Here is a 23118-nt window from a genome sequence, read left to right as displayed (position 1 = left end):
TCGGCTGCCGTACCCTTCGTGCATGTCGCTCTATGCCGCGTACGCCGGCAACCTCGACGCCCGGCTGATGTCCCGCCGCGCCCCGCACTCGCCGCAGCGCGCCGTGGGCTGGCTGAACGGCTGGCGGCTCACCTTCGGCGGCGAGCAGCTCGGCTGGGAGGGGGCGCTGGCGACGATCGTCGAGGAACCCGGGGCCCAGGTCTTCGTCGGCCTGTACGACATCGCACCGATGGACGAGGAGTCCCTCGACCGGTGGGAGGGCGTGGGTCTGGGGATCTACCGCCGCGTCCGGGTCCGCGTGCACACCCTGGACGGCGAGGAGCCGGCCTGGGCGTACGCCCTCAACGGCTACGAGGGCGGGCTGCCCTCGGCCCGCTACCTGGGCGAGATCGCGGACTCGGCGGAGTCGGCGGGCGCGCCCCACGACTACGTGATGGAGCTGCGCAAGCGGCCGTGCTAGGGGGCGTCTCCCCGGTCTTCGCGGGTCCGCGAAGACCGGGGAGACGCCCCCTGGCCGCAGCCGCGCACCGGGCGCCGGCAGGACGGGACCCACGTCTCGTTGGAAACGACAAGACAACGATCGCCATCCCGTTGCCTCTGTCATCTACGCGCGTAGGAGAGAACCGGCTACCCTCGTCGGCGTGAACGCATCTCTTCTTCCGGACGACATCCAGGGCGACCCCTACGCCGCCGCCGACGCCGCCGCCGCGCGCCTGCGCGAACTGACCGGCGCCGAGACCCACGACGTCGCCCTCGTGATGGGCTCCGGCTGGGCTCCGGCCGTCGACGCCCTGGGCGCCCCCGACGCCGAGTTCCAGGTCACCGAGCTGCCCGGCTTCCCGCCGCCGGCCGTCGAGGGGCACGGCGGAAAGATCCGCTCGTACTCCTTCGGTGACAAGCGCGCCCTGGTCTTCCTGGGCCGCACGCACTACTACGAGGGCCGCGGGGTCGCCGCCGTCGCGCACGGCGTCCGCACGGCCGTCGCCGCCGGCTGCAAGACCGTGGTCCTCACCAACGGCTGCGGCGGCCTGCGCGAGGGCATGCGCCCCGGCCAGCCGGTGCTGATCAGCGATCACATCAACCTGACGGCGACCTCGCCGATCGTCGGCGCCAACTTCGTCGACCTCACCGACCTCTACTCCCCGCGCCTGCGCGCCCTGTGCAAGGAGATCGACTCCAGCCTGGAGGAGGGCGTCTACGCGCAGTTCCCCGGCCCGCACTACGAGACCCCCGCGGAGATCCGCATGGCCCGCGTCATCGGCGCGGACCTGGTCGGCATGTCCACGGTGCTCGAGGCGATCGCCGCCCGCGAGGCCGGCGCCGAGGTGCTGGGCATCTCCCTGGTCACCAACCTCGCCGCGGGCATGACCGGCGAGCCGCTGAACCACGAGGAGGTCCTGCAGGCGGGCCGCGACTCGGCGGCGCGCATGGGGCAGCTGCTGACGCAGGTACTGGGCAGGATCTGAGCGACCGCCAGCCCGCCGGACCGGTGGGGCGGCGCGGAACGGGGGTCCGGGGGCGACGCCTCCGGCAGGAACTGAGGAGAGGTTGATCCCAAGGTGCACGACGAACTCATCGCCAAGGCCAAGGCATGGCTCGCCGAGGACCCCGACCCGCGCACCCGCGAGGAACTGGCGGGGCTGATCGACGCCGGTGACGTGGCCGAACTGCGGGCGCGGTTCTCCGGCACCCTCCAGTTCGGCACCGCGGGCCTGCGCGGCGAGCTGGGCGCCGGCCCGATGCGCATGAACCGCGCCGTCGTCATCCGTGCCGCGGCCGGTCTCGCCGCGTACCTGAGGAAGAGCGGGGCCTCCCACGGGAGCGAGGACGCCGGGCTGGTCGTCATCGGCTACGACGCCCGCCACATGTCCGCCGACTTCGCCCGGGACACCGCCGCCGTGGTGACCGGCGCGGGCCTGCGGGCCGCCGTGCTGCCGCGCCCCCTGCCCACCCCGGTCCTGGCGTTCGCCATCCGGCACCTGGGCGCGGTCGCGGGCGTGGAGGTCACCGCCAGCCACAACCCGCCCCGGGACAACGGCTACAAGGTCTACCTCGGCGACGGCTCCCAGATCGTCCCGCCCGCCGACGCGGAGATCGCCGCCGAGATCGACGCGATCGCCTCGCTGAACGACGTCCCGCGTCCGGAGTCCGGCTGGGAGACGCTGGACGACTCGGTCCTGGACGCCTATCTGGCCCGTACGGACGCCGTCCTGGCCGCCGGCTCCCCGCGCACGGCACGCACGGTCTACACGGCGATGCACGGCGTCGGCCGGGACGTCCTGCTGGCCGCGTTCGCCCGGGCCGGGTTCCCGGAGCCGGTGCTGGTCGCCGAGCAGGCCGACCCGGACCCGGACTTCCCGACGGTGGCCTTCCCCAACCCGGAGGAGCCGGGCGCCATGGACCTGGCGTTCGCGCGCGCCCGGGCCACCGGCCCGGACCTGGTCATCGCCAACGACCCGGACGCCGACCGCTGCGCCGTGGCCGTCCGGGACGGCGACGAGTGGCGGATGCTGCGCGGCGACGAGGTGGGCTCGCTGCTCGCCGCCCATCTGGTCGGGCGCGGGGCCGCCGGCACCTTCGCCGAGTCGATCGTCTCCTCCTCCCTGCTCGGCCGTATCGCCGAGAGCGCGAAGCTCCCGTACGAGGAGACCCTGACCGGCTTCAAGTGGATCGCCCGTGTGGACGGCCTGCGCTACGGCTACGAGGAGGCGCTCGGCTACTGCGTCGACCCGGAGGGCGTGCGGGACAAGGACGGCATCACCGCCGCGCTGCTGGTCACCGAGCTGGCCTCGGTACTCAAGGAGCAGGGCCGCACCCTGCTCGACCTGCTCGACGACCTGGCCGTGGAGCACGGGCTGCACGCGACCGACCAGCTCTCGGTGCGCGTCGAGGACCTCTCCGTCATCTCGGACGCGATGCGCCGGCTGCGCGAGCGGCCCCCGGCCGAGCTGGCCGGCCTGGCCATCACCCGCGCCGAGGACCTGACGCTGGGCACGGACCGGCTCCCGCCCACCGACGGCCTGCGCTACACGCTCGACGGCGCCCGGGTCATCGTCCGCCCCAGCGGCACCGAGCCCAAGCTGAAGTGCTACCTGGAGGTCGTCGTCCCGGCCTCCGACCGCACCGCACTCCCGGCGGCCCGCATCAGGGCCACCGAACTCCTGACGGCCCTCAAGCGCGACCTGGCGGCGGCAGCGGGCCTCTGACGCCGGTACCGCGGGCCCGGCCCCACGGGGCGGGCCCGCGGTCATTCGGGGCGGTGCGGGACGGCTGCCGCCCGCCGGACTCAGCCCACCGCCAGCAGCACCACGAGCAGCACCGCCCCGGCCACGGCGGGGGCGATCACCTCGTAGGCCCAGCGCACCGTCACGTCGCCCTGGGCCGTCCCGGCCGGGCCCCGGCGTTCCGCGGTGGCCCGCAGGTCGGCGATGATCTGGTCGGACTCCGCCCGGGTCGGGCCGTCCTCGTCGCCGGTGCCGCCGAGCACGCCGCCGAGGCCGAGCCCGCCGAACCCGCCCGAGCGGCCGCCCCGGGCCGCCGCGTCCACGCGGGCCTGCCGGCGCGCCGCCTTCTTGCGGGCGCGCAGCGAGACGGGGATGGCCCAGAGCTGGTACTTGTCGCCGGAATTGGCCACGACCTCGTTGGTGTAGCCGGAGCGCAGCGAGGCGACCTCGCCCCAGGGCAGGGTGACCGACCGGAAAGGGTTGCGGACCCGGAGCCGGTCCTCGCCCGAGAAGACCGCCGGCCGCAGCGTGAAGGCGACCACCAGCGGCACGGCGAGGATCAGCGTGGCGAGCGCCAGCCAGGGGGTGCGCCCGTGCCCGCGGACCAGCGCGTCGAAGCCCAGCCAGCAGGCGAGCGCCAGCAGCAGCACACCGGCCACGAGTGCCATGGGCGAGCGGTAGATCACGTCCTTGGCGGTGGGCCGCGGCTCGGGTGACTGGTGGTCCGGGGTCGTCATGGTGCCGATTCTGCCCGACGCCGGCGATGCGCTCCCGCGCACCCCGTGCCGAGCGCTCGTCCGTGATCGCCGGACAGGTGCTGTGAGCACCCGGGGGTATACATCCGCTACGCGCGTAGATATGCTCGTCTGGTGACCATGCCCACCACTGCATCCCCCGCACAGCCTTTCGCTGACGTCACCGCGTCCGACAGCACGCTGCGCCGCTTCCTCCACGGGCTGCCCGGCGTCGACGCGGTCGGCCTGGAGGCGCGTGCCGCGTCTCTCGGCACCCGATCCATCAAGACCACCGCGAAGGCGTACGCCATCGACCTCGCCATCTCGATGGTCGACCTGACGACGCTGGAAGGCGCGGACACCCCGGGCAAGGTCCGGGCGCTCGGCGCCAAGGCGGTCCATCCCGACCCCACCGACCGCGCCACCCCCGCGACCGCGGCCGTCTGCGTCTACCCCGACATGGTGGCCACCGCCAAGGAGGCCGTCGCAGGTTCCGGCGTGAAGGTCGCCTCGGTCGCCACCGCCTTCCCGGCCGGCCGGGCCGCCCTCGGGGTGAAGCTGGCCGACGTCCGGGACGCCGTCGCGGCGGGCGCCGACGAGATCGACATGGTCATCGACCGTGGCGCGTTCCTCGCGGGTGGCTACCTCAAGGTGTACGACGAGATCGTCGCCGTGAAGGAGGCCTGCGGCACCAGCGCCCGGCTGAAGGTCATCTTCGAGACCGGCGAGCTGTCGACGTACGACAACATCCGCCGGGCGAGCTGGCTGGGCATGATCGCGGGCGCCGACTTCATCAAGACGTCGACCGGCAAGGTGGCGGTGAACGCCACGCCCGCCAACACTCTCCTCATGCTGGAGGCCGTGCGCGACTTCCGCGCCCAGACCGGCGTCCAGATCGGCGTGAAGCCGGCCGGCGGCATCCGCACCACCAAGGACGCCATCAAGTTCCTGGTCCTGGTCAACGAGACCGCGGGCGAGGACTGGCTGGACAACCACTGGTTCCGCTTCGGCGCCTCCTCGCTCCTGAACGACCTGCTGATGCAGCGTCAGAAGCTGGCCACCGGCCGCTACTCCGGCCCCGACTACGTGACGGTGGACTGATCACCATGGCATCCGCATTCGATTACGCACCGGCGCCCGAGTCCCGCGCGGTCGTCGACATCGCCCCCTCCTACGGCCTGTTCATCGACGGCGAGTTCACCGACGCCGCCGCCGGCAAGGTCTTCAAGACGGTCTCCCCGTCGACGGAGGAGGTGCTCTCCGAGGTCGCGCAGGCCGGCGCCGAGGACGTCGACCGCGCCGTGAAGGCGGCCCGCAAGGCGTTCGAGAAGTGGTCGGCGCTGCCCGGCTCCGAGCGCGCCAAGTACCTGTTCCGCATCGCCCGCATCATCCAGGAGCGCAGCCGCGAGCTGGCGGTGCTGGAGACGCTGGACAACGGCAAGCCGATCAAGGAGACCCGGGACGCGGACCTCCCGCTGGTCGCCGCGCACTTCTTCTACTACGCGGGCTGGGCCGACAAGCTCGGCCACGCCGGGTTCGGCACGGACCCGAAGCCCCTCGGCGTCGCCGGCCAGGTGATCCCGTGGAACTTCCCGCTGCTGATGCTGGCGTGGAAGATCGCCCCGGCGCTGGCGACCGGCAACACGGTCGTGCTGAAGCCGGCCGAGACCACCCCCCTGTCGGCCCTGTTCTTCGCGGACATCTGCCGCCAGGCGGGCCTGCCCAAGGGCGTCGTCAACATCCTCCCGGGCTACGGCGACGCGGGCGCCGCGCTCGTCGCGCACCCGGACGTCAACAAGGTCGCGTTCACCGGGTCGACGAACGTCGGCAAGGAGATCGCGCGGACCGTCGCCGGCACCCGCAAGAAGCTCACCCTCGAACTGGGCGGCAAGGGCGCCAACATCGTCTTCGACGACGCGCCGATCGACCAGGCCGTCGAGGGCATCGTGAACGGCATCTTCTTCAACCAGGGCCAGGTCTGCTGCGCGGGCTCCCGGCTGCTGGTCCAGGAGTCGATCCACGACGAGCTGCTCGACTCCCTCAAGCGCCGGCTGTCCACCCTGCGGCTGGGCGACCCGCTCGACAAGAACACCGACATCGGCGCGATCAACTCCGCCGAGCAGCTCGCCCGGATCACCGCGCTCGCCGAGCAGGGCGAGGCGGAGGGCGCCGAGCGCTGGTCCCCCGCCTGCGAACTGCCGGGTTCGGGCTACTGGTTCGCGCCGACGCTGTTCACGAACGTCACCCAGGCGCACACCATCGCCCGTGACGAGATCTTCGGCCCGGTGCTGTCGGTGCTCACCTTCCGCACGCCCGACGAGGCGGTCGCCAAGGCCAACAACACCGCCTACGGACTGTCGGCGGGCATCTGGAGCGAGAAGGGCTCCCGGATCCTGGCCGTCGCGGGCAAGCTGCGCGCCGGTGTCGTCTGGTCCAACACGTTCAACAAGTTCGACCCGACCTCGCCGTTCGGCGGCTTCAAGGAGTCGGGCTTCGGCCGCGAGGGCGGCCGCCACGGCCTGGAGGCGTACCTCGATGTCTGATCGGCTCACTGTCTTCAAGACCTACAAGCTGTACGTCGGCGGGAAGTTCCCGCGTTCCGAGAGCGGCCGGGTGTACGAGGTGACGGACTCCAAGGGCAACTGGTCGGCCAACGCCCCGCAGTCCTCCCGCAAGGACGCCCGTGACGCGGTGGTCGCCGCGCGCAAGGCGTTCGGCGGCTGGTCCGGCGCGACCGCCTACAACCGCGGCCAGGTCCTCTACCGCGTCGCGGAGATGCTGGAGGGCCGCCGGGAGCAGTTCGTCCGGGAGGTCGCGGACGCCGAGGGCCTGTCGAAGTCCAAGGCGGCCGCGGTCGTCGACGCCACGATCGACCGCTGGGTCTGGTACGCGGGCTGGACCGACAAGATCGCCCAGGTCGTGGGCGGCGCCAACCCGGTCGCGGGCCCGTTCTTCAACCTGTCCTCCCCGGAGCCGACCGGCGTGGTCGCCGTGCTGGCCCCGCAGGAGTCGTCGTTCCTCGGGCTGGTCTCGGTCGTGGCCCCGGTGATCGCCACCGGCAACACGGCGGTCGTGATCGCCTCCGAGAAGGCCCCGCTGCCCGCCCTGTCCCTGGGCGAGGTGCTGGCCACCTCCGACGTCCCCGGCGGTGTCGTCAACGTCCTGTCGGGCCGTACGGCGGAGATCGCCGCGCCACTGGCCGCGCACCAGGACGTCAACGCGATCGACCTCGCGGGCGCCGACGAGGCACTGGCCAAGGAGCTGGAGATCGCGGCGGCGGACAACCTGAAGCGCGTGCTGCGTCCACAGCCTGTGGATTACTTCGAGACGCCGGGCACCGACCGCCTGACGGCGTTCCTGGAGACCAAGACGGTCTGGCACCCGACGGGCTCCCTGGGCGCGTCCGGCTCGGCGTACTGAGCCGTCCCTCGCCCGCACGAGCGAGCCGCGTCACCCCTCCGTCCGGGGGTGGCGCGGCTCTTCGTCGTTCCGGGCGCGGGTCAGCCCATCGGCGCGCCGTGGGAGGCGCCCTGCGGGGCCATGACCTGCCCCACCACCGGCAGGCTCCCGAACGAGTCCGCCTCGGCGACCGGCCGGGTCAGGTCGCGCGAGCCGATCGGCTTGAAGTCGGCGATCTGGGTGCCGACTCCGTTGTCCAGCGGGTCGACGCCGGTGCCCGCGAGCGGGTTGGGCCTGAGGCCGGAGACCGGGCCGGTGGCGTAGCCGACCGTGCCGGTGACGGACGTCAGACCCGCGGCCGGGTCGAGGTCGCCGAGCGAGGCGGGCGCGTCGGGGAGCCGGGCGCCGCCGTCCGCGTGCGCGGACGCCGCGCCCGCTCCCAGCGCCGCTCCGGCGGCCGCGAGGGCGATCAGGGCGCGCTGCACGGTGGGGTGCTGGGAGGAACTGTGTCGGGCCATCGCCGATGCCGCCTTCTGGTGCGCTGGGTAAACAGATCAGCACGTAGGGTAGTTGAGATGTGACGCGCGCTCCAAAGCCGACCCGCGGGGTCGGCAGGAGCGCCGCCATGCGTCAAACTGGTGTTCCGTGAGCCTTCATCCGCCGTCCCCCGCCCGTGTCGTACTGCTCTGCGGCCCCTCGGGTTCGGGCAAATCCCTCGTCGCCGCCCGCTCCGGGCTTCCCGTGCTGCGCCTCGACGACTTCTACAAGGAGGCCGGCGATCCGACCCTGCCGCTGGTGGACGGGAGTTCGGACATCGACTGGGACCATCCCGCGTCCTGGGACGCCGACGTCGCGGTCGAGGCCATCGCCCGGCTGTGCGCCACGGGGGAGACGCCCGTACCCGTGTACGACATCTCGCTGAGCGCCCGTACCGGCGAGAAGACGCTGGGCATAGGGTCCGCGCCGCTGTTCATCGCGGAGGGCATCTTCGCCGCCGAGATCGTGAAGCGCTGCCGGGAGCGGGGCGTGCTGGCCGACGCGCTGTGCCTGAGCCGGGGTTCGGTCACCACCTTCCGCCGCCGCTTCCTGCGGGACCTCCGGGAGGGCCGCAAGTCGGTGCCGTTCCTGCTGCGGCGGGGCTGGCGGCTGATGCGCACCGAGCGGACGATCGTGGCCCGGCAGGTGTCCCTGGGCGCCCATCCCTGCGACCGGGACGAGGCGCTGGACCGGATGGCCACGGCGGGCCGGCCGGCTCCGCAGCGGACGGTGGCGTAGGCGGGGACGCGCGGAACGCGAGGCGGGACTGGACGGGCCGGTGGCCCGCCAGTCCCGCTCCTTTTCACTCCCCCGTGATCCCCCGTGATCCCCCGTGGGTTCCACCCCCCAGTGGTCCCCCGTTCCCCCGTTGCTCCCCCCCTGACCTCAGGCGACCAGCTCGCCGAAGGCGTTCTCCTCGTCACGGCCGAAGCTGAGGACCTCGTCCTCGCGCAGCCGGCGCAGGGAGCGCCAGATGCTCGACTTCACCGTGCCGACACTGATGCCGAGGATCTCCGCGATCTCCGGGTCCGTGCGGCCCTCGTAGTAGCGCAGGACCAGCATGGTGCGCTGGAGTTCGGGCAGCCGGGCCAGCGCCTGCCACAGGACCGCGCGCAGTTCGGTGCCGCGCATCGCGTCCGTGTCGCCGGGCGTCTCCGGCAGCTCCTCGGTCGGGTACTCGTTGAGCTTGCGGCGCCGCCAGGCACTGATGTGCAGGTTGGTCATGGTGCGGCGCAGATAGCCGCCGACCGCCGCCTTGTCGCTGATCCGCTCCCACGCCCGGTACGTCGAGAACAGCGCGCTCTGCAGCAGGTCCTCGGCCTCGAAACGGTCGCCGGTCAGGTGGTAGGCGGTGGCGTACAGGGAGGCGCGGCGCTCCTGGACGTAGGCGGTGAACTCCGCCTCGGTCAGCGAGCGACGCTCCCCCGGTTCCTCCCCGTACGCCGGTCCCCCGTGCGTCTCCCCCGTGTGCGCGTCAACCACCGTCATGTAACCGGTGTGCTGACGCCCGGTACCGCGAGCGCACCCCCGCCCTCCCCCACGCTCGAACGAGCTCGCGCGGGAGGGACCCCCATCGGCACCGGACTTCTCCGGGCCCCGGTGCACGTCGTGCAGACGCGTGACCACTGCGCTGGTGCTGATGCTGTGCAGCGTGTTCATCTCGCGCTCCCCGTCGTGGACTTCCGGTGCCCCGGCCTGCTCGGTCGTGCTTCCTTGCCTGTGCCGAAAAGCTTGCCGAGTGACCTTCATGGCCGTGTCCGCCGACTGTCACAGACCTGTCACAGGGGCCGGGCCGGGGCGTGTCAGCGGGGCCGCGCGGGAGGGGGCGGGACGGTCCCGCCGGGTCCGGCCGGGACCCGAACGGGCCGCCGCCGGGCCCCCGGCACCGCGATCTGCGTCCCACCGGTCGATCCGCACCCCGTCCATGGGCCAGAATGAGCCCGTGCCTTCCCTGTTGCTGATCGAGGACGACGACGCCATCCGCACGGCCCTGGAGCTCTCCCTGACGCGCCAGGGACACCGGGTGGCGACCGCTGCCAGCGGTGAGGACGGTCTGAAGCTGCTGCGCGAGCAGCGGCCGGATCTGATCGTGCTGGACGTGATGCTGCCCGGCATCGACGGGTTCGAGGTGTGCCGGCGCATCCGGCGCACCGACCAGCTCCCGATCATCCTGCTGACCGCCCGCAGCGATGACATCGACGTGGTGGTCGGACTGGAGTCCGGCGCCGACGACTACGTCGTGAAGCCCGTCCAGGGCCGGGTGCTGGACGCCCGGATCCGGGCCGTGCTGCGGCGCGGGGAGCGCGAGTCCAGCGACTCGGCGACCTTCGGCAGCCTCGTCATCGACCGCTCCGCGATGACCGTGACCAAGAACGGCGAGGACCTCCAGCTCACCCCGACCGAGCTGCGGCTGCTGCTGGAGCTGAGCCGGCGGCCCGGTCAGGCGCTCTCCCGGCAGCAGCTGCTGCGGCTGGTGTGGGAGCACGACTACCTGGGCGACTCGCGCCTGGTGGACGCGTGTGTGCAGCGGCTGCGCGCCAAGGTGGAGGACGTGCCGTCCTCCCCGACCCTGATCCGTACCGTCCGTGGTGTCGGCTACCGCCTGGACAGTCCTCAGTGACCGACACGCAAGGGGGGCCGCGCGGCCGGGCCGCGGGGCGTGAGGGAAGTGTGTCGCGGCTGCGGTTCACCAGTCTCAGACTGCGGCTGGTCGTGGTCTTCGCGCTGGTCGCGCTCACCGCCGCGGTGTCGGCGTCGGGCATCGCGTACTGGCTGAACCGCGAGGCCGTGCTGACGCGCGCGCAGGACGCGGTGCTGCGCGACTTCCAGCAGGAGATGCAGAACCGGGCGGGCGCGCTGCCCGCCCGCCCCACCCAGGACGAACTCCAGCGCGCGGCGGGCCAGATGGCCGGCAGCAGCCAGCGCTTCAGCGTGCTGCTGGTCGCCGAGGACACGCACGGCAAGACGGTGTACGGCACCTCGGGCGGGATCAACGGCTTCTCGCTCGAGGACGTGCCGGCCTCGCTGCGCGCGGCGGTGAACAAGCGGCAGAAGGTGACCGACGGCAACAAGGCGCCGTACCACCTGTACTGGCAGCGGGTCGACGACCACGGCACGCCCTACCTGGTGGCCGGCGCGCGGCTGGCCGGCGGCGGGCCCACGGGCTACCTGGCCAAGTCGCTGGAGCCGGAGGCCAAGGACCTGAACTCGCTGGCCTGGTCGCTGGGGATCGCGACCGGTCTGGCCCTGATCGGCTCCGCGCTGCTCGCGCAGGCCGCCGCCACGACCGTGCTGAAGCCGGTGCACCGGCTCGGGGTGGCCGCCCGGCGGCTCGGCGAGGGCCGGCTGGACACCCGGCTCAGCGTGTCCGGCACCGACGAACTGGCCGACCTGTCACGGACGTTCAACAACGCGGCCGAGGCGCTGGAGAAACGGGTCGCCGACATGGCCGCCCGGGACGAGTCCTCGCGCCGCTTCGTGGCGGACATGAGCCATGAGCTGCGGACCCCGCTGACCGCCATCACCGCCGTCACGGAGGTGCTGGAGGAGGAGCTGGACGCCGACGCCGGGAGCATCGACCCGATGATCGAGCCCGCCGTACGGCTCGTGGTCAGCGAGACCCGGCGGCTCAACGACCTGGTCGAGAACCTGATGGAGGTGACCCGCTTCGACGCGGGCACCGCCCGGCTGGTCCTGGACGACGTGGACATCGCCGACCAGATCACCGCCTGCATCGACGCCCGCGCCTGGCTGGACGCGGTCGAGCTGGACGCCGAGCGCGGACGCCACGCCCGGCTGGACCCGCGCCGCCTGGACGTCATACTGGCCAACCTGATCGGCAACGCCCTCAAGCACGGCGGCTCGCCGGTCCGGGTGTCGGTGCGGATCGACGGCGACGACCTCGTCATCGCGGTGCGCGACCACGGGCCCGGCATCCCCGAGGACGTCCTGCCGCACGTCTTCGACCGGTTCTACAAGGCCAGCGCCTCCCGGCCGCGCTCCGAGGGCAGCGGCCTGGGCCTGTCCATCGCGATGGAGAACGCCCACATCCACGGAGGCGGCATCACCGCCGCCAACTCACCGGAGGGCGGCGCGGTGTTCACACTGCGGCTGCCGCGGGACGCCTCCCGGCTGACGGCGGAGGACGACGGCGACACCGAGGACGACAAGGCCCAGCACCAGCACACCACCGGGAAGGAGGGATCATGACCGCACGGACCGAACGGACCGCGCCGGCGGCCCGGACCGTACGACGTCTGCTCGCGGCATCCCTCCTGACCACGGTGGTCGCCGGGTGCGGGATCCGGCCCACCGAGGTGCCGACGGACTTCGGCGCGGCGCCCTCCCGGGTGCCGTGCTCGCTGTCCGCGCCCGATGTGACGACCCAGTCCGCGCACGGCGTGCCGGTACAGGTGTTCCTGCTCTGCGGGGCCTCCCTGGTCGCCGTGGACCGCACCGTGCCCGTCCCGGAGGGCACCCCGGACGCGCGGCGCCGGGTCATCGTGGCCCAGGGACTGCTGGACCAGCTCGCCGCGTCCCCCTCGTCCACGGAGAAGTCGGCGGGCTACACCACACACGTGCCCGGCGGACTGGGTGTGGCCGGACCCGGCCGCAAGGACCCGGAGGACACGCTGCGGCTGAGCACCACCCCGGCCCGGCTCACCTCCTACGCCCTCGCCCAGATCGTGTGCACGCTGTCCGACTCGGCGGCGACGGAGGGCGACGGCTCGGTGATCCTGGGCGGCCCGGCCCCCGCCCCGCTGCGCCGCTACGAGTGCACCGACACCGTCCGCGACCGCCCGGGCAGCACGGACCCGCCGTCGAGCGAGGTCACCGCGGCCTGAGCGGCCGGCGGCGTCCGGATGTGGCGGACGCCTCGCACGCGTCCCCGTGACCGCTGCGGAACCGATTGTGCACAGGGGTGCGTCTTGGGGGTCGTGCAGCGTCAAGGCTCCATCGGCGGCAACGCCGCGATCCGTATCCGTGTGGCGGGGGGTGTCCTCCTCGTCGCCCATCTCGGGCTCGTCGCCTGGCTGATGCTGCGGCCCCTGGACGTCCCCTGGGTGATGCCCGCCAACCTGCGTCCGCTGGCCGGCATCCGGGCCGATCTGGCGCTGGGCGGGGCCCGGGCGGCCAGACGCATCGCCGAGGGGCTGGTGCTGCTGGCGCCGCTCGGTGTGCTGCTGCCCGCGGCCCACGGCAGGCTCGCCGTGTCGCCGCTCGCCTCGCTGGTGCGGACGACCGCGGCGGGCGCCCTGGTCTCCACCGGCATCGCCCTGCTGCAGACCGGTGTGCCCGGCCGGGTCGTGGACGTCGACTCGCTGCTGCTGAACACCGTGGGCGTGGCCCTGGCCCACCTGGCCGTGGTCCCGGCCGGCCGGGCCCGGCTGCGCCGCCGGGCCGGGCGGGCGGCCGGCGCGACCGGGCAGGTCACCGTCCAGGAGGACCTGGCTCAGGGACGTACCCCGACGATTCCCAGGGTCGGGATCGCACCGTAGAGCGACGCTTCGCCCCGTTCGTCTCCGTACCGTGGACATCGTTGAGGCAGCCGACCGGACCGCCTCGTCCGACGTCCACAAGGAGCCGCAGATGTCCAGCCTCGCCCGCCCCACCCACGGCCGCATGATCGGCGGAGTGTGCGCCGCGCTGGCCCGCCGCTTCGGCACCTCGGCGACGACGATGCGGGTCGTCTTCCTGGTGTCCTGCCTGCTGCCCGGCCCGCAGTTCCTGCTCTACATAGCGCTGTGGATCCTGCTCCCGGCCGAGGACAAGGCGCGCGCCGCCACCTGGTGAGCCCCGGTGCGCGGGACGCCCGCGCACGCGAACGCCGTCGGCGTGCCCCGGGAAGGTTCCGGGGCTCGCCGACGGCGTCGTTCGGCGGGTGTCAGCCGATCGGCAGACCGTTCACCGCGACGCCCTGGGTGGGCATGCTCTGGAGCGGCAGTCCGCCGAGCAGCCCGGCGAGCGGCGCGGTCGGCCCGCCGGCGAGGACGTTGCCGACGACCGGCTGCGCGGTGGTGCCCCCGGTGCCCAGCGCGCCCTGCCCCTGGGCGAGCGCCTGGCCGACGTTCTGGGCGGGCAGCGCGGTGGTGACGGAGTCCAGGGCCTGCGGGGCGACCGGAGCGGCCGGGGCCGCCTCGGCGGCGCCCGCACCCACGGCCGCGAAAGCGGCACCGAGAGCGGCGACACCGAGGGTCTTGGCAGCAGACTGCTTCATGTTAAATGCGTCCTTGAATACGGAGACGGGTGATCGCAAAAGATCTGAGCGGTTCCACGACCGTAGACATCCCGCGCGGCCCGCCGCAAACACCGAAATGCGTACGGCTTGTGAAGGGACGTTCGCATTTCGGCGGCCGATTTCCCCGTCGTCAGCCTTCCGAACCGGAAGAACCACTGGTGGAAGCGGTTTGCTGGAACAGCCATTCGGACTTCAACTCTGCATATCCAGGCTTGATCACGTCATTGATCATCGCGAGTCGTTCATCGAAAGGAATGAACGCTGATTTCATCGCATTGACGGAGAACCACTGGAGGTCGTCGAGCGTGTAACCGAACGCCTCGACGAGGTGCTCGAATTCCCGGCTCATGCTGGTGTGCGACATCAGCCGGTTGTCCGTGTTCACCGTCGCCCTGAAGTGCAGCCGCCGCAGCAGCCCGATCGGGTGCTCGGTGTAGGAGGACGCGGCCCCGGTCTGCAGGTTGGAACTGGGGCACAGCTCCAGCGGGATGCGCTTGTCGCGGACGTAGGAGGCAAGTCGCCCGAGCCGTACCGAGCCGTCCTCCCCCACCTCGATGTCGTCGATGATCCGCACCCCGTGCCCGAGCCGGTCGGCGCCGCACCACTGCAGCGCCTGCCAGATGGAGGGCAGCCCGAAGGCCTCGCCGGCGTGGATGGTGAAGTGGTTGTTCTCCCGCTTCAGGTACTCGAAGGCGTCCAGGTGCCGGGTGGGCGGGTAACCGGCCTCGGCACCGGCGATGTCGAAGCCGACGACCCCCATGTCGCGGTAGCGGTTGGCGAGTTCGGCGATCTCCAGGGCGCGGGCGGCGTGCCGCATGGCGGTCAGCAGGGCGCCGACCCGGATGCGGTGGCCGCTCTCCCGGGCCAGCCGCTCCCCCTGCCGGAAGCCCTCGTTGACCGCCTCGACGACCTCTTCGAGGCTCAGCCCGGCGGCGAGGTGCTGCTCGGGCGCGTAGCGCACCTCGGCGTAGACGACGCCGTCCTCGGCGAGGTCCTCGGCGCACTCGCGGGCGACCCGGACCAGCGCGTCCCGGGTCTGCATCACGCCGACGGTGTGCGAGAAGGTCTCCAGGTACCGCTCCAGCGAACCGGAGTCGGCGGCCTCGCGGAACCAGAGGCCCAGTTTGTCGGGGTCGGTCTCGGGCAGTTCGGAGTACCCGGTGGCCTGGGCGAGTTCGACGACGGTGCCGGGGCGCAGCCCGCCGTCGAGATGGTCGTGCAGCAGAACCTTGGGCGCCCGTCGGATCTGGTCCGGCGTCGGAACGTGGGCCGGGACGGTCCCAGTCGGTGCAGTCTGGCTCGTCATTTCCGCACTCTAACTCCTACGCGCGTAGAGCACCCCCGGTATGCCGGGAGACACCACAGGTTTTCCGCCGATACGCAACGGTGACCGCCCGGACGGGTTTCGTACACCACGGCTTCTGACACTGTTCTGTCATGGGACAGCAAGCGACGCCGGTCCGAACGGCCGGACTGGGAAAGGCGGTCGGGCCGGAGCCGACGGCGGTGAGCGGAGCGGTGCTGCTGCTCCCCGGCGGGGAGGAGATCTCCGACCGCAGGCCGTCCCCCGTATGGGCGACGGCCCTCGTCCGTTCCCTTGGCCGCCGGTTCGCCCGCGCGGGCCGGGAGGAGGGGCTGGCCGTGCACACCGTGCACTACCGGTACCGCGGCTGGAACGGCAGCGAGGCGCATCTGGCGGCGGACGCGCGGTGGGCCGCCGACGAGGTCGTACGCCGGTACGGGGACGTGCCGGTGTGCCTGGTGGGCCTGGACATGGGCGGTCGTGCGGCGCTGCGGGCGGGCGGCCACGAGGCGGTGAACTCCGTCGTCGCGCTCGCCCCCTGGCTGCCCGAGGAGGACGTGGCCGCGCCGGCCGAGCCGGTGAAGCAGCTCGCGGGGCGGCGGGTGCTGATCGTGCACGGCACGAACGACGAGCGCACCGACCCGGAGCTGTCGTTCCGCCTGGCGGAGCGGGCGAAGAAGGCGAACCGGAACGTGTGCCGGTTCGAAGTGCACACCGACGGACACACGTTGCACCAGTACCGGGAGGAAGTCCGGTCCCTCGCCGTGGACTTCGTGATGGGCGCCCTGTTCGGGCACTCGGTGTCCCGTCCGGTGGAGGACGCCCTGGCCGCTCCCCCGCCGATCGGACTGCGGATGCCGCTGGCGGCGGGGTTCGGCAAGTCGCTGCGACGGTAGGGCCGGGCTCCCCGGGGAGACGCCCCCTAGGGAAGCAGGCTCCCCCTCCTGGACAGGAGGAACTTCTTGAAGGCCGCCACCGGTGGGGTGTCCGGGCGGTCGGCCAGCCAGGCGACGCCGATCTCCCGGGCCGCGCGCGGGGCGGTGACCGTCAGTTCCACCACTCCCGGGCGCGGCACCGTCGGGGGCGGCAGCAGGGCGACCCCGAGGCCCGCCGCGACCAGGCCCCTGAGGGTCTCCGCCTCCTCGCCCTCGAAGGCGATGCGGGGCTTGAAGCCGGCCTCGCGGCACAGGTCGTCGGTGATGCGGCGCAGGCCGTAGCCCGGCTCCAGGGTGACAAAGGTTTCCTCGGACGCCTCGGCCAGCCGGATGCGGCGGCGGCCGGCCAGGCGGTGCTCCGCCGGTACGACCAGGCGCAGCTTCTGTTCGTCCAGGCGGCGGGCGACCAGGTCGGGGGCGTCCGGCACCGGGGAGGTCAGGCAGAGGTCCAGTTCGCCCGCGCGCAGCCGCTCCAGCATCGCCTCGCCGTAGTTCTGGACGAGGCTGAAGCGGACGCGTGGGTGGTCGGCGCGGAAGGCGTGCAGCAGGCCGGGCACGGTCTCGGCGCCCATGGTGTGCAGGAAGCCGAAGGCGACCTTGCCGGTGGCCGGGTCGGCGTCGGCGCGGACCTCCTCGGCGGCGCGCTCGACCTCGGCGAGGGCGCGCTCGACGGAGGCGAGGAAGGTGCGGCCCGCGGTGGTGAGGGAGACGGTGCGGCCGTGCCGGGCGAACAGGCCGACGCCCAGGTCCTGCTCCAGCCGGACCATGGCCCGGGAGAGCGTGGACTGGGGGACGTTCATCTCGTGCGCGGCCCGGGTGACGTGCTCGGTGCGGGCGACCCCGGCGAAGTACGCGAGGCGCGGCGCGAGCAACAGCGCCATGTCTTCCGTGTCACTGAACGATGACAGCTGACCCTGTGACCTCTGCTCATGCTCCACGGGAACGATTATGACGATTCCATGCATTGGACGGATCAGTGGGCCGTGCATAGCGTCGAAGCATGTCTCCCGCCAGTACCGGGGCGTCCGCCACCCTGGACGCCGTCACGCCCGTCCCCTCCTCCGACTCCGCGACCGACTCCCGCATGGCTCCGGGCGGCCCCGGCTACCGCCGGATGAGCTTCGCCCTCTTCCTCGCCGGTGTCGCGACCTTCGCCCTGCTCTACTCCACCCAGGCCCTGCTGCCGCTCATCTCCGGTGAGTTCGGGGTCGCGGCGAGCGAGGCGAGCTGGACGGTGGCGGCCGCGACCGGCGGTCTGGCGCTGTTCGTGCTGCCGATGAGCGCCCTGTCGGAGCGCTTCGGCCGCCGTACCGTGATGACGGCCTCGCTGGCGGTCGCGGTGGGCGTGGGCCTGCTGGTGCCCTTCGCGCCGTCGATCGGCGCGCTGGTGGTGCTGCGGGCGGTGCAGGGCGCGGCGCTGGCCGGCCTGCCGGCCTCGGCCACGGCGTACCTGGCCGAGGAGGTCCGGCCGAAGGCGCTGGTCACGGCGATCGGTCTGTTCGTTGCGGGCAACAGCGTCGGCGGGATGAGCGGCCGGGTCATCACCGGCTGGGTCGCGCAGGAATGGGGCTGGCGGGTCGCCGTCGGTGTGATCGGCGCGGTCGCGGTGGCCTGCGCGGTGGCCTTCCGGCTGCTGCTGCCGGCCCCGAGGCACTTCGCGGCGGGCTCGCTGCGCCCGCGGGTGCTGCTGGGCACGGTGCGCGGCCACCTCGCCGACCCGCTGCTGCGCCGGCTGTACGCGATCGGCGCGCTGTTCATGACGGTGTTCGGCGGCGTGTACACGGTGATCGGCTACCGGCTGACCGAGGCGCCGTTCTCCCTGCCGCAGGGCGTCGTCGGCTCGATCTTCCTGGTGTACCTCGTCGGTACGGTGTCGGCGTCGACGGCGGGCCGTCTGGTGGGCCGGCTCGGCCGCCGGGGCGCGCTGTACCTGGCGGGCGGTACGACGGCGGCGGGTCTGCTGCTGTCCCTGGTGCCCTCCCTGCCGCTGGTCCTGCTGGGTCTGGTGCTCATCACGGCGGGCTTCTTCGCGGGGCACGCGGTCGCCTCCTCGGCGGTCAGCCGGACGGCCGAGCACGGCCGCGCCCAGGCCTCCGCCCTGTACCAGTCCGCGTACTACATCGGTTCCAGCGCGGGCAGCACGGTCGGCGCGACGGCGTTCCACGCCGCCGGCTGGGCGGGCACGGTCGGTGTCGGTGTCCTCGCGGTCCTCGGCGTCGTGAGCATCACCGTCCTCGGGTCCCGGGCGGCCCGGGTGGCGGCCCGGCGGGAGCCGGTGCCGGCGCACTGAGACGGCACGCGTACGACGGGCGGGCACCGGCCGCGGTGCCCGCCCGTCGGTGTGAAGAGGCCGGTCCCCGCAGGGCTTTTTCGCGCTCCGGGCGCCATTGTCAGTGGGCTGCGGTAGCTTCCGAAGTGCTGGGGCGCGATGGCGCGCACGGGGACGGCCACAGGGGTGGGTGCACGATGGGCAGCGGAACGGCGACGACGGACCTCGACACGGCTCTGGAGAAGTACCGGACCGAGCTGACCGGGTACTGCTACCGGATGCTCGGATCCTCCTTCGAGGCCGAGGACGCGGTGCAGGACACGCTGGTGCGGGCCTGGCGGAGCTACGACAAGTTCGAGGGCCGCTCCTCCCTGCGCTCGTGGCTGTACCGGATCGCCACGAACGTGTGCCTGGACATGCTGACGGCGGGCAACAAGCGGGCCCGGCCGATGGACCTGACCGATTCGACGCCCCTCGCGCGGGCGGCGCTCTCCCCCCGTCCGGACAACACCTGGCTGGAGCCGATGCCGGACGCGCGCGTGCTGCCGACGGTGGAGGACCCGGCCGAGGCGGCCGTCGCCAAGGAGTCGGTGCGGCTGGCGTTCATGGCGGCCCTGCAGCAGCTTCCGCCCAAGCAGCGGGCGGTGCTGATCCTGCGCGAGGTGCTGGCCTGGCGGGCGAGCGAGGTCGCCGAACTGCTGGGCACCACCGTCGCCTCCGTCAACAGCGCCCTGCAGCGGGCCCGGGCGACGCTCGCCGAGCGCGACTCCGGCGCCGCCGCGGGGGCGGTGTCCGACCCGCTCGACGAGGAGCAGCGAAGACTGCTCGACCGCTACGTGAAGGCCTTCGAGGGCTACGACATGACGGCGCTGACCGCGCTGCTGCACGAGGACGCCGTCATGACGATGCCGCCGTTCGACCTGTGGCTGCGCGGCCCCGCCGACATCACCGGCTTCATGACCACCCTGGGCGCGTCCTGCGCGGGCTCCCGGCTGCTGCCGGTGCGGGCGAACGGCCTGCCGGGGTTCGCGCACTACAAGCCGGACGAGGAGAAGGGCGGCTTCACGCCCTGGGCGGTGCAGGTGCTGGAGGTGTCAGACGGCCGGATCACCGGTTTCCACTGCTTCCTCGACACCGCGCGCTGGTTCCCGCTCTTCGATCTGCCCCTCCACCTGGAAGCGGAGCCCGACCAGGTCGAGGAGGGCGTGTAGCGCGGGGTCCGGGTCGCGCAGCCGTATCCGCCCGCCGGCCCGGCGGGCGGCGAGCTCCAGCCGGGCCAGCACGTCCACGCTGTGGAGCCCCGGCGGTCCGAGCCCGGCCACGTCGCACACCACGACCGCGGGTCCGCCGCCCTCCAGCAGCGCCCGCACTTCGGCGCAGAGCCCGGCCACCTCGGCGCGGGTGAGGGGTCCGGGCAGTACGAGCACGGCGGGGGTGTCGGTGTCCACGTGCGGTAGACCCGCGGTGCGCGCACAACTCATCGCGGGCCGCCGTCGACACGCCCGGACGGAGATCACATTGACCGGCCGCCGCGCCCCGGCGGAGGGTTGGGGCCGTGACGGGGGTGCTGAGCGGGTTCGCGGTGATCGCGGTCGTCATCGGGGTGGGCTACGTGCTCGGGTGGCGCGGCACCCTCGGTGAGCCGGGCCGTGACGTACTGACCCGGCTCGCCTTCTCGGTGGCCGGACCGGCCCTGCTGTTCCACACGCTGGCCCGGGCCGATCTCTCCGTACTGTTCTCCAGCCGCCTGCTGGTGACGGCTCTGAGCACGGCCGCGGTGTCGGCGGCCTTCGTGGCGGTGGGCGCGCTGCGGCACTGGGGGGTGGGCCGTACGACGATCGGCGCCCTGTGCGCGGGGTACGTCAACTCGGGCAACCTCGGCATCCCGATCGCCGCCTACGTCCTGGGCGACGCGTCCCTGGTGGCCCCGGTGCTGCTGTTCCAGGTCGTCATCGTGACGCCGGTCGCCCTGACCGTCCTGGACCTGACCGGCACGGGTGACAAGGGAACGGTGTGGCAGCGACTGCTGACCCCGCTGCGCAATCCGATCGCGGTGGGCTCGCTCACCGGTGTGGTGGTGTCGGCCGCGGGCTGGAAGGTCCCGGGTCCGGTCATGCAGCCGCTGGCCATGATCGGCGACATGTCGGTCCCGGCGGCGCTGCTGGTCTTCGGCATGTCCCTGCGCGGCAGCGCGGCCCCCGGCCGGGGGCTCGACCGCCGGCTGGTCCTGCTGTCGGTGGCGCTGAAGTCGGTGGGCCAGCCGCTGGTGGCCTGGGCGCTGGCCCGCGGCGTCTTCGGTCTGCACGGCGCGCCCCTGCTGGACGTGGTGGTCACCTCGGCCCTGCCGGCCGCCCAGAACCTGTTCACCTACGCCAGCCGCTACCGGGTCGCCGAGACGCTGGCCCGGGAGTCGGTACTGCTGTCGACGGTCGTCTCGGTGCCGGTACTGGTGGGAGTGGCGACGGTCCTGGGGTGAGGGCGCGTCAGTCGACGGGGAACTCGCCGGTGTCGATGGTGATGCCGAACGGATCCGGCAGCCGGATGGGATCTCCGAACTTCACGGCTTGGAGGACTCGGTAGACCTCGCCCTTCGGTTCTCCGTAGAGCGTCGCCGTCGGACCGCCGGGCGCCCAGCGGTCGACGAGGAGGTACAGCGGGATGCCTGCGGACGCGCAAGCGGCAGGCTTGCTGATGCGGTCGTGACGTGCGCTGGACTTGGAGGTCACCTCCACGACCAGTTCCGCCAGGGCGGCCGGTACGTGGGTGTCCGATTCCATGCACTCGGGCAACGGGGCGACCACAAGGTCCGGGATGAGCATCCCCAGTCGAGACGGCACTGCGATGGCCAGTGTCTGGTAGATCCCCCACTCGTCGGGGATCACGGAGTACAGGCGACGCTGAATCCGTTCCGCGATGACGTTGTGACGGAGGGCGGGAACAGGTGACACGGTGATGATCCCCTCGATGATCTCCACCTTGCTGCCCTCGGGCCACTCCATCTCCTCCCAGTACCGGACGAGGTCGTCCCAGTTCTGGTCGGGGTCCTGGCTGACGGTGAGTGCGCTCACGGCGGTCTCCTATCGGTGCGTCACCGATCCCAGCATGCCGAACGGGACCGGTGGCGATCCACCGATCCCGTTCGCCCGAAAGGGCTGTGGCCTCCGCGGCCTCCGGCCACGGGCCCTGGTCAGGCGATGCGCTCCAGCACCACCGGCGACGGCGTGAAGGCCGTGCCCGGGGCCGCGATGTCGTACGAGCCCTCCACCGCCTGGAGCGCGTACTCGAAGCGCTCGGGGGTGTCCGTGTGCAGGGTCAGCAGCGGCTGGCCCTCGGTCACCGTGTCACCCGGCTTGGCGTGCATCTCCACGCCCGCCGCCGCCTGCACCGGGTCCTCCTTGCGGGCCCGGCCCGCGCCGAGGCGCCAGGCGGCGACACCGATGCCGTAGGCGTCCAGCCGGGTCAGGACGCCCGAGGCGGACGCCCTGATGACGTGCTGCTCCCTGGACGTGGGCAGCACCGCGTCCGGGTCGCCGCCCTGGGCCGCGATCATGCGGCGCCACACGTCCATCGCCGAGCCGTCGGCCAGCGCCTTCGCCGGGTCGGCGTCCTTGATGCCGGCCGCGTCGAGCATCTCGCGGGCCAGGGCGACGGTCAGCTCGACCACGTCCGCCGGGCCGCCGCCCGCCAGGACCTCGACCGACTCGCGGACCTCGAGCGCGTTTCCGGCGGTGAGGCCGAGCGGGGTGGACATGTCGGTCAGCAGGGCGACCGTGCGCACCCCGTGGTCGGTGCCGAGGCCGACCATCGTGGAGGCCAGCTCACGGGCGTCCTCGATCGTCTTCATGAAGGCGCCGGAGCCCACCTTCACGTCCAGGACCAGGGAGCCGGTGCCCTCGGCGATCTTCTTGGACATGATGGAGGACGCGATCAGCGGGATCGCCTCGACGGTGCCGGTCACGTCCCGCAGCGCGTACAGCTTCTTGTCGGCGGGGGCCAGGCCGTCGCCGGCCGCGCAGATGACCGCGCCGGTGGTGTCGAGGACGTGCAGCATCTCCTCGTTGGACAGCAGCGCGCGCCAGCCGGGGATCGACTCCAGCTTGTCCAGGGTGCCGCCGGTGTGGCCGAGGCCGCGGCCGGAGAGCTGCGGGACGGCCGCGCCGCAGGCCGCGACGAGCGGCGCCAGCGGGAGGGTGATCTTGTCGCCGACGCCGCCGGTGGAGTGCTTGTCGGCGGTCGGGCGGGACAGGGAGGAGAAGTCCATGCGCTCGCCGGAGGCGATCATGGCCGCGGTCCAGCGGGCGATCTCCCGGCGGTTCATCCCGTTCAGCAGGATCGCCATCGCGAGCGACGACATCTGCTCGTCGGCGACCTCGCCGCGGGTGTACGCGTCGATGACCCAGTCGATCTGCTCGTCGGTCAGCTCACCGCGGTCCCGCTTGGCGCGGATGACGGAGATGGCGTCCATGGCCATGGCTATGG

General features: G+C 72.7%; 25 protein-coding genes. 16 read left to right on the top strand and 9 right to left on the bottom strand.

Annotated elements, in window-relative coordinates; genetic code table 11:
- The first annotated feature begins 22 nt into the window (after positions 1 to 22).
- The 3 genes from ACWCPN_RS21575 to ACWCPN_RS21565 all read left to right on the top strand — a co-directional run bounded on the left by ACWCPN_RS21575 (position 23) and on the right by ACWCPN_RS21565 (position 3206).
- Positions 23 to 460: a gamma-glutamylcyclotransferase gene (locus ACWCPN_RS21575; protein WP_451208445.1), complete on the top strand. Its 438-nt coding sequence runs from the start codon at positions 23 to 25 to the stop codon at positions 458 to 460.
- A 181-nt stretch (positions 461 to 641) separates the two neighbouring features.
- Entirely contained in the window at positions 642 to 1466 is an 825-nt protein-coding gene (locus tag ACWCPN_RS21570) for a purine-nucleoside phosphorylase (protein ID WP_199211729.1), read from the top strand.
- Positions 1467 to 1559: 93 nt separating this feature from the next.
- The gene (locus ACWCPN_RS21565; RefSeq protein ID WP_451208442.1) at positions 1560 to 3206 is read left to right on the top strand and encodes a phospho-sugar mutase; all 1647 of its coding nucleotides are present in this window, start codon (positions 1560 to 1562) and stop codon (positions 3204 to 3206) included.
- 80 nt (positions 3207 to 3286) lie between these two features.
- Here the strand turns inward: ACWCPN_RS21565 and ACWCPN_RS21560 are convergent, their stop codons facing one another.
- Positions 3287 to 3961 carry a PH domain-containing protein gene (locus tag ACWCPN_RS21560; RefSeq protein WP_451208439.1) on the bottom strand — a complete coding sequence of 225 codons (675 nt, stop codon included), beginning with the start codon at positions 3959 to 3961 and terminating at the stop codon, positions 3287 to 3289.
- Positions 3962 to 4093: 132 nt separating this feature from the next.
- Here ACWCPN_RS21560 and deoC point away from each other — a divergent pair, with 132 nt between their 5' ends.
- The 3 genes from deoC to ACWCPN_RS21545 are packed head-to-tail and all read left to right on the top strand — an operon-like array spanning position 4094 to position 7378.
- Positions 4094 to 5059, top strand: coding sequence for a deoxyribose-phosphate aldolase (deoC, locus tag ACWCPN_RS21555; RefSeq protein WP_451208436.1), 966 nt, complete (start codon positions 4094 to 4096; stop codon positions 5057 to 5059).
- 5 nt (positions 5060 to 5064) lie between these two features.
- Entirely contained in the window at positions 5065 to 6501 is a 1437-nt protein-coding gene (locus ACWCPN_RS21550) for an aldehyde dehydrogenase family protein (RefSeq protein ID WP_451208433.1), read from the top strand.
- Complete coding sequence (locus tag ACWCPN_RS21545) at positions 6494 to 7378, top strand: aldehyde dehydrogenase family protein (RefSeq protein ID WP_451208430.1); 885 nt, start codon at positions 6494 to 6496, stop codon at positions 7376 to 7378. The genes ACWCPN_RS21550 and ACWCPN_RS21545 overlap by 8 nt, the downstream gene beginning before the upstream one ends.
- A gap of 80 nt (positions 7379 to 7458) precedes the next feature.
- Here ACWCPN_RS21545 and ACWCPN_RS21540 read toward each other — a convergent pair whose 3' ends face one another.
- Positions 7459 to 7875: a hypothetical protein gene (locus ACWCPN_RS21540; protein ID WP_451208427.1), complete on the bottom strand. Its 417-nt coding sequence runs from the start codon at positions 7873 to 7875 to the stop codon at positions 7459 to 7461.
- 127 nt (positions 7876 to 8002) lie between these two features.
- On the opposite strand from ACWCPN_RS21540, the gene ACWCPN_RS21535 reads away from it, so the two are divergent.
- A complete protein-coding gene (locus ACWCPN_RS21535; RefSeq protein WP_451208424.1) occupies positions 8003 to 8632 on the top strand; it encodes a uridine kinase family protein in 630 nt (209 codons plus the stop codon).
- 147 nt (positions 8633 to 8779) lie between these two features.
- Here ACWCPN_RS21535 and ACWCPN_RS21530 read toward each other — a convergent pair whose 3' ends face one another.
- Positions 8780 to 9553: a SigE family RNA polymerase sigma factor gene (locus ACWCPN_RS21530; protein ID WP_365120629.1), complete on the bottom strand. Its 774-nt coding sequence runs from the start codon at positions 9551 to 9553 to the stop codon at positions 8780 to 8782.
- A 283-nt stretch (positions 9554 to 9836) separates the two neighbouring features.
- On the opposite strand from ACWCPN_RS21530, the gene afsQ1 reads away from it, so the two are divergent.
- From afsQ1 to ACWCPN_RS21505, 5 genes are all read left to right on the top strand, one after another.
- Positions 9837 to 10514, top strand: a complete 678-nt coding sequence (gene afsQ1 / locus ACWCPN_RS21525) for a two-component system response regulator AfsQ1 (RefSeq protein ID WP_199211724.1) — start codon at positions 9837 to 9839, stop codon at positions 10512 to 10514.
- The gene (locus tag ACWCPN_RS21520; RefSeq protein ID WP_392292077.1) at positions 10511 to 12103 is read left to right on the top strand and encodes an ATP-binding protein; all 1593 of its coding nucleotides are present in this window, start codon (positions 10511 to 10513) and stop codon (positions 12101 to 12103) included. Before afsQ1 ends, ACWCPN_RS21520 begins: the two co-directional genes overlap by 4 nt.
- Positions 12100 to 12738, top strand: coding sequence for a hypothetical protein (locus tag ACWCPN_RS21515; protein ID WP_451208420.1), 639 nt, complete (start codon positions 12100 to 12102; stop codon positions 12736 to 12738). Before ACWCPN_RS21520 ends, ACWCPN_RS21515 begins: the two co-directional genes overlap by 4 nt.
- Positions 12739 to 12831: 93 nt before the next feature.
- On the top strand, positions 12832 to 13392 hold the full coding sequence (locus tag ACWCPN_RS21510; protein ID WP_451208417.1) for a VanZ family protein: 561 nt from the start codon (positions 12832 to 12834) through the stop codon (positions 13390 to 13392).
- 91 nt (positions 13393 to 13483) lie between these two features.
- Entirely contained in the window at positions 13484 to 13687 is a 204-nt protein-coding gene (locus ACWCPN_RS21505) for a PspC domain-containing protein (RefSeq protein ID WP_199213633.1), read from the top strand.
- A 91-nt stretch (positions 13688 to 13778) separates the two neighbouring features.
- Here the strand turns inward: ACWCPN_RS21505 and ACWCPN_RS21500 are convergent, their stop codons facing one another.
- Together ACWCPN_RS21500 and ACWCPN_RS21495 are read right to left on the bottom strand one after the other, a co-directional pair.
- On the bottom strand, positions 13779 to 14111 hold the full coding sequence (locus ACWCPN_RS21500; RefSeq protein ID WP_392292074.1) for an ATP-binding protein: 333 nt from the start codon (positions 14109 to 14111) through the stop codon (positions 13779 to 13781).
- Between the two features lie 151 nt (positions 14112 to 14262).
- On the bottom strand, positions 14263 to 15438 hold the full coding sequence (locus ACWCPN_RS21495) for an adenosine deaminase (protein ID WP_451208413.1): 1176 nt from the start codon (positions 15436 to 15438) through the stop codon (positions 14263 to 14265).
- Positions 15439 to 15569: 131 nt separating this feature from the next.
- On the opposite strand from ACWCPN_RS21495, the gene ACWCPN_RS21490 reads away from it, so the two are divergent.
- Entirely contained in the window at positions 15570 to 16331 is a 762-nt protein-coding gene (locus tag ACWCPN_RS21490) for an alpha/beta hydrolase (protein WP_199211719.1), read from the top strand.
- Positions 16332 to 16357: 26 nt separating this feature from the next.
- Here ACWCPN_RS21490 and ACWCPN_RS21485 read toward each other — a convergent pair whose 3' ends face one another.
- The gene (locus ACWCPN_RS21485) at positions 16358 to 17251 is read right to left on the bottom strand and encodes a LysR family transcriptional regulator (RefSeq protein ID WP_392292073.1); all 894 of its coding nucleotides are present in this window, start codon (positions 17249 to 17251) and stop codon (positions 16358 to 16360) included.
- Between the two features lie 119 nt (positions 17252 to 17370).
- On the opposite strand from ACWCPN_RS21485, the gene ACWCPN_RS21480 reads away from it, so the two are divergent.
- A complete protein-coding gene (locus tag ACWCPN_RS21480) occupies positions 17371 to 18660 on the top strand; it encodes an MFS transporter (RefSeq protein ID WP_451208410.1) in 1290 nt (429 codons plus the stop codon).
- Between the two features lie 176 nt (positions 18661 to 18836).
- A complete protein-coding gene (locus ACWCPN_RS21475; protein WP_451208407.1) occupies positions 18837 to 19850 on the top strand; it encodes a sigma-70 family RNA polymerase sigma factor in 1014 nt (337 codons plus the stop codon).
- Here the strand turns inward: ACWCPN_RS21475 and ACWCPN_RS21470 are convergent.
- Complete coding sequence (locus ACWCPN_RS21470; protein WP_199211715.1) at positions 19734 to 20120, bottom strand: STAS domain-containing protein; 387 nt, start codon at positions 20118 to 20120, stop codon at positions 19734 to 19736. The two genes, ACWCPN_RS21475 and ACWCPN_RS21470, sit on opposite strands and share 117 nt — an antisense overlap.
- 74 nt (positions 20121 to 20194) lie before the next feature.
- Between ACWCPN_RS21470 and ACWCPN_RS21465 the strand changes: the two genes are divergently transcribed.
- A complete protein-coding gene (locus tag ACWCPN_RS21465; RefSeq protein WP_365120661.1) occupies positions 20195 to 21115 on the top strand; it encodes an AEC family transporter in 921 nt (306 codons plus the stop codon).
- A gap of 7 nt (positions 21116 to 21122) precedes the next feature.
- Here the strand turns inward: ACWCPN_RS21465 and ACWCPN_RS21460 are convergent, their stop codons facing one another.
- Together ACWCPN_RS21460 and ACWCPN_RS21455 are read right to left on the bottom strand one after the other, a co-directional pair.
- Positions 21123 to 21707 carry a Uma2 family endonuclease gene (locus tag ACWCPN_RS21460; protein WP_451208402.1) on the bottom strand — a complete coding sequence of 195 codons (585 nt, stop codon included), beginning with the start codon at positions 21705 to 21707 and terminating at the stop codon, positions 21123 to 21125.
- Between the two features lie 119 nt (positions 21708 to 21826).
- Positions 21827 to 23110: a thymidine phosphorylase gene (locus ACWCPN_RS21455; protein WP_451208400.1), complete on the bottom strand. Its 1284-nt coding sequence runs from the start codon at positions 23108 to 23110 to the stop codon at positions 21827 to 21829.
- Positions 23111 to 23118: the final 8 nt, after the last annotated feature.

This window comes from Streptomyces sp. NPDC002386 (assembly GCF_053593175.1).
Note: the sequence above shows the minus strand (reverse complement) of the source record. Positions and strands in the feature narration are given on the sequence as shown.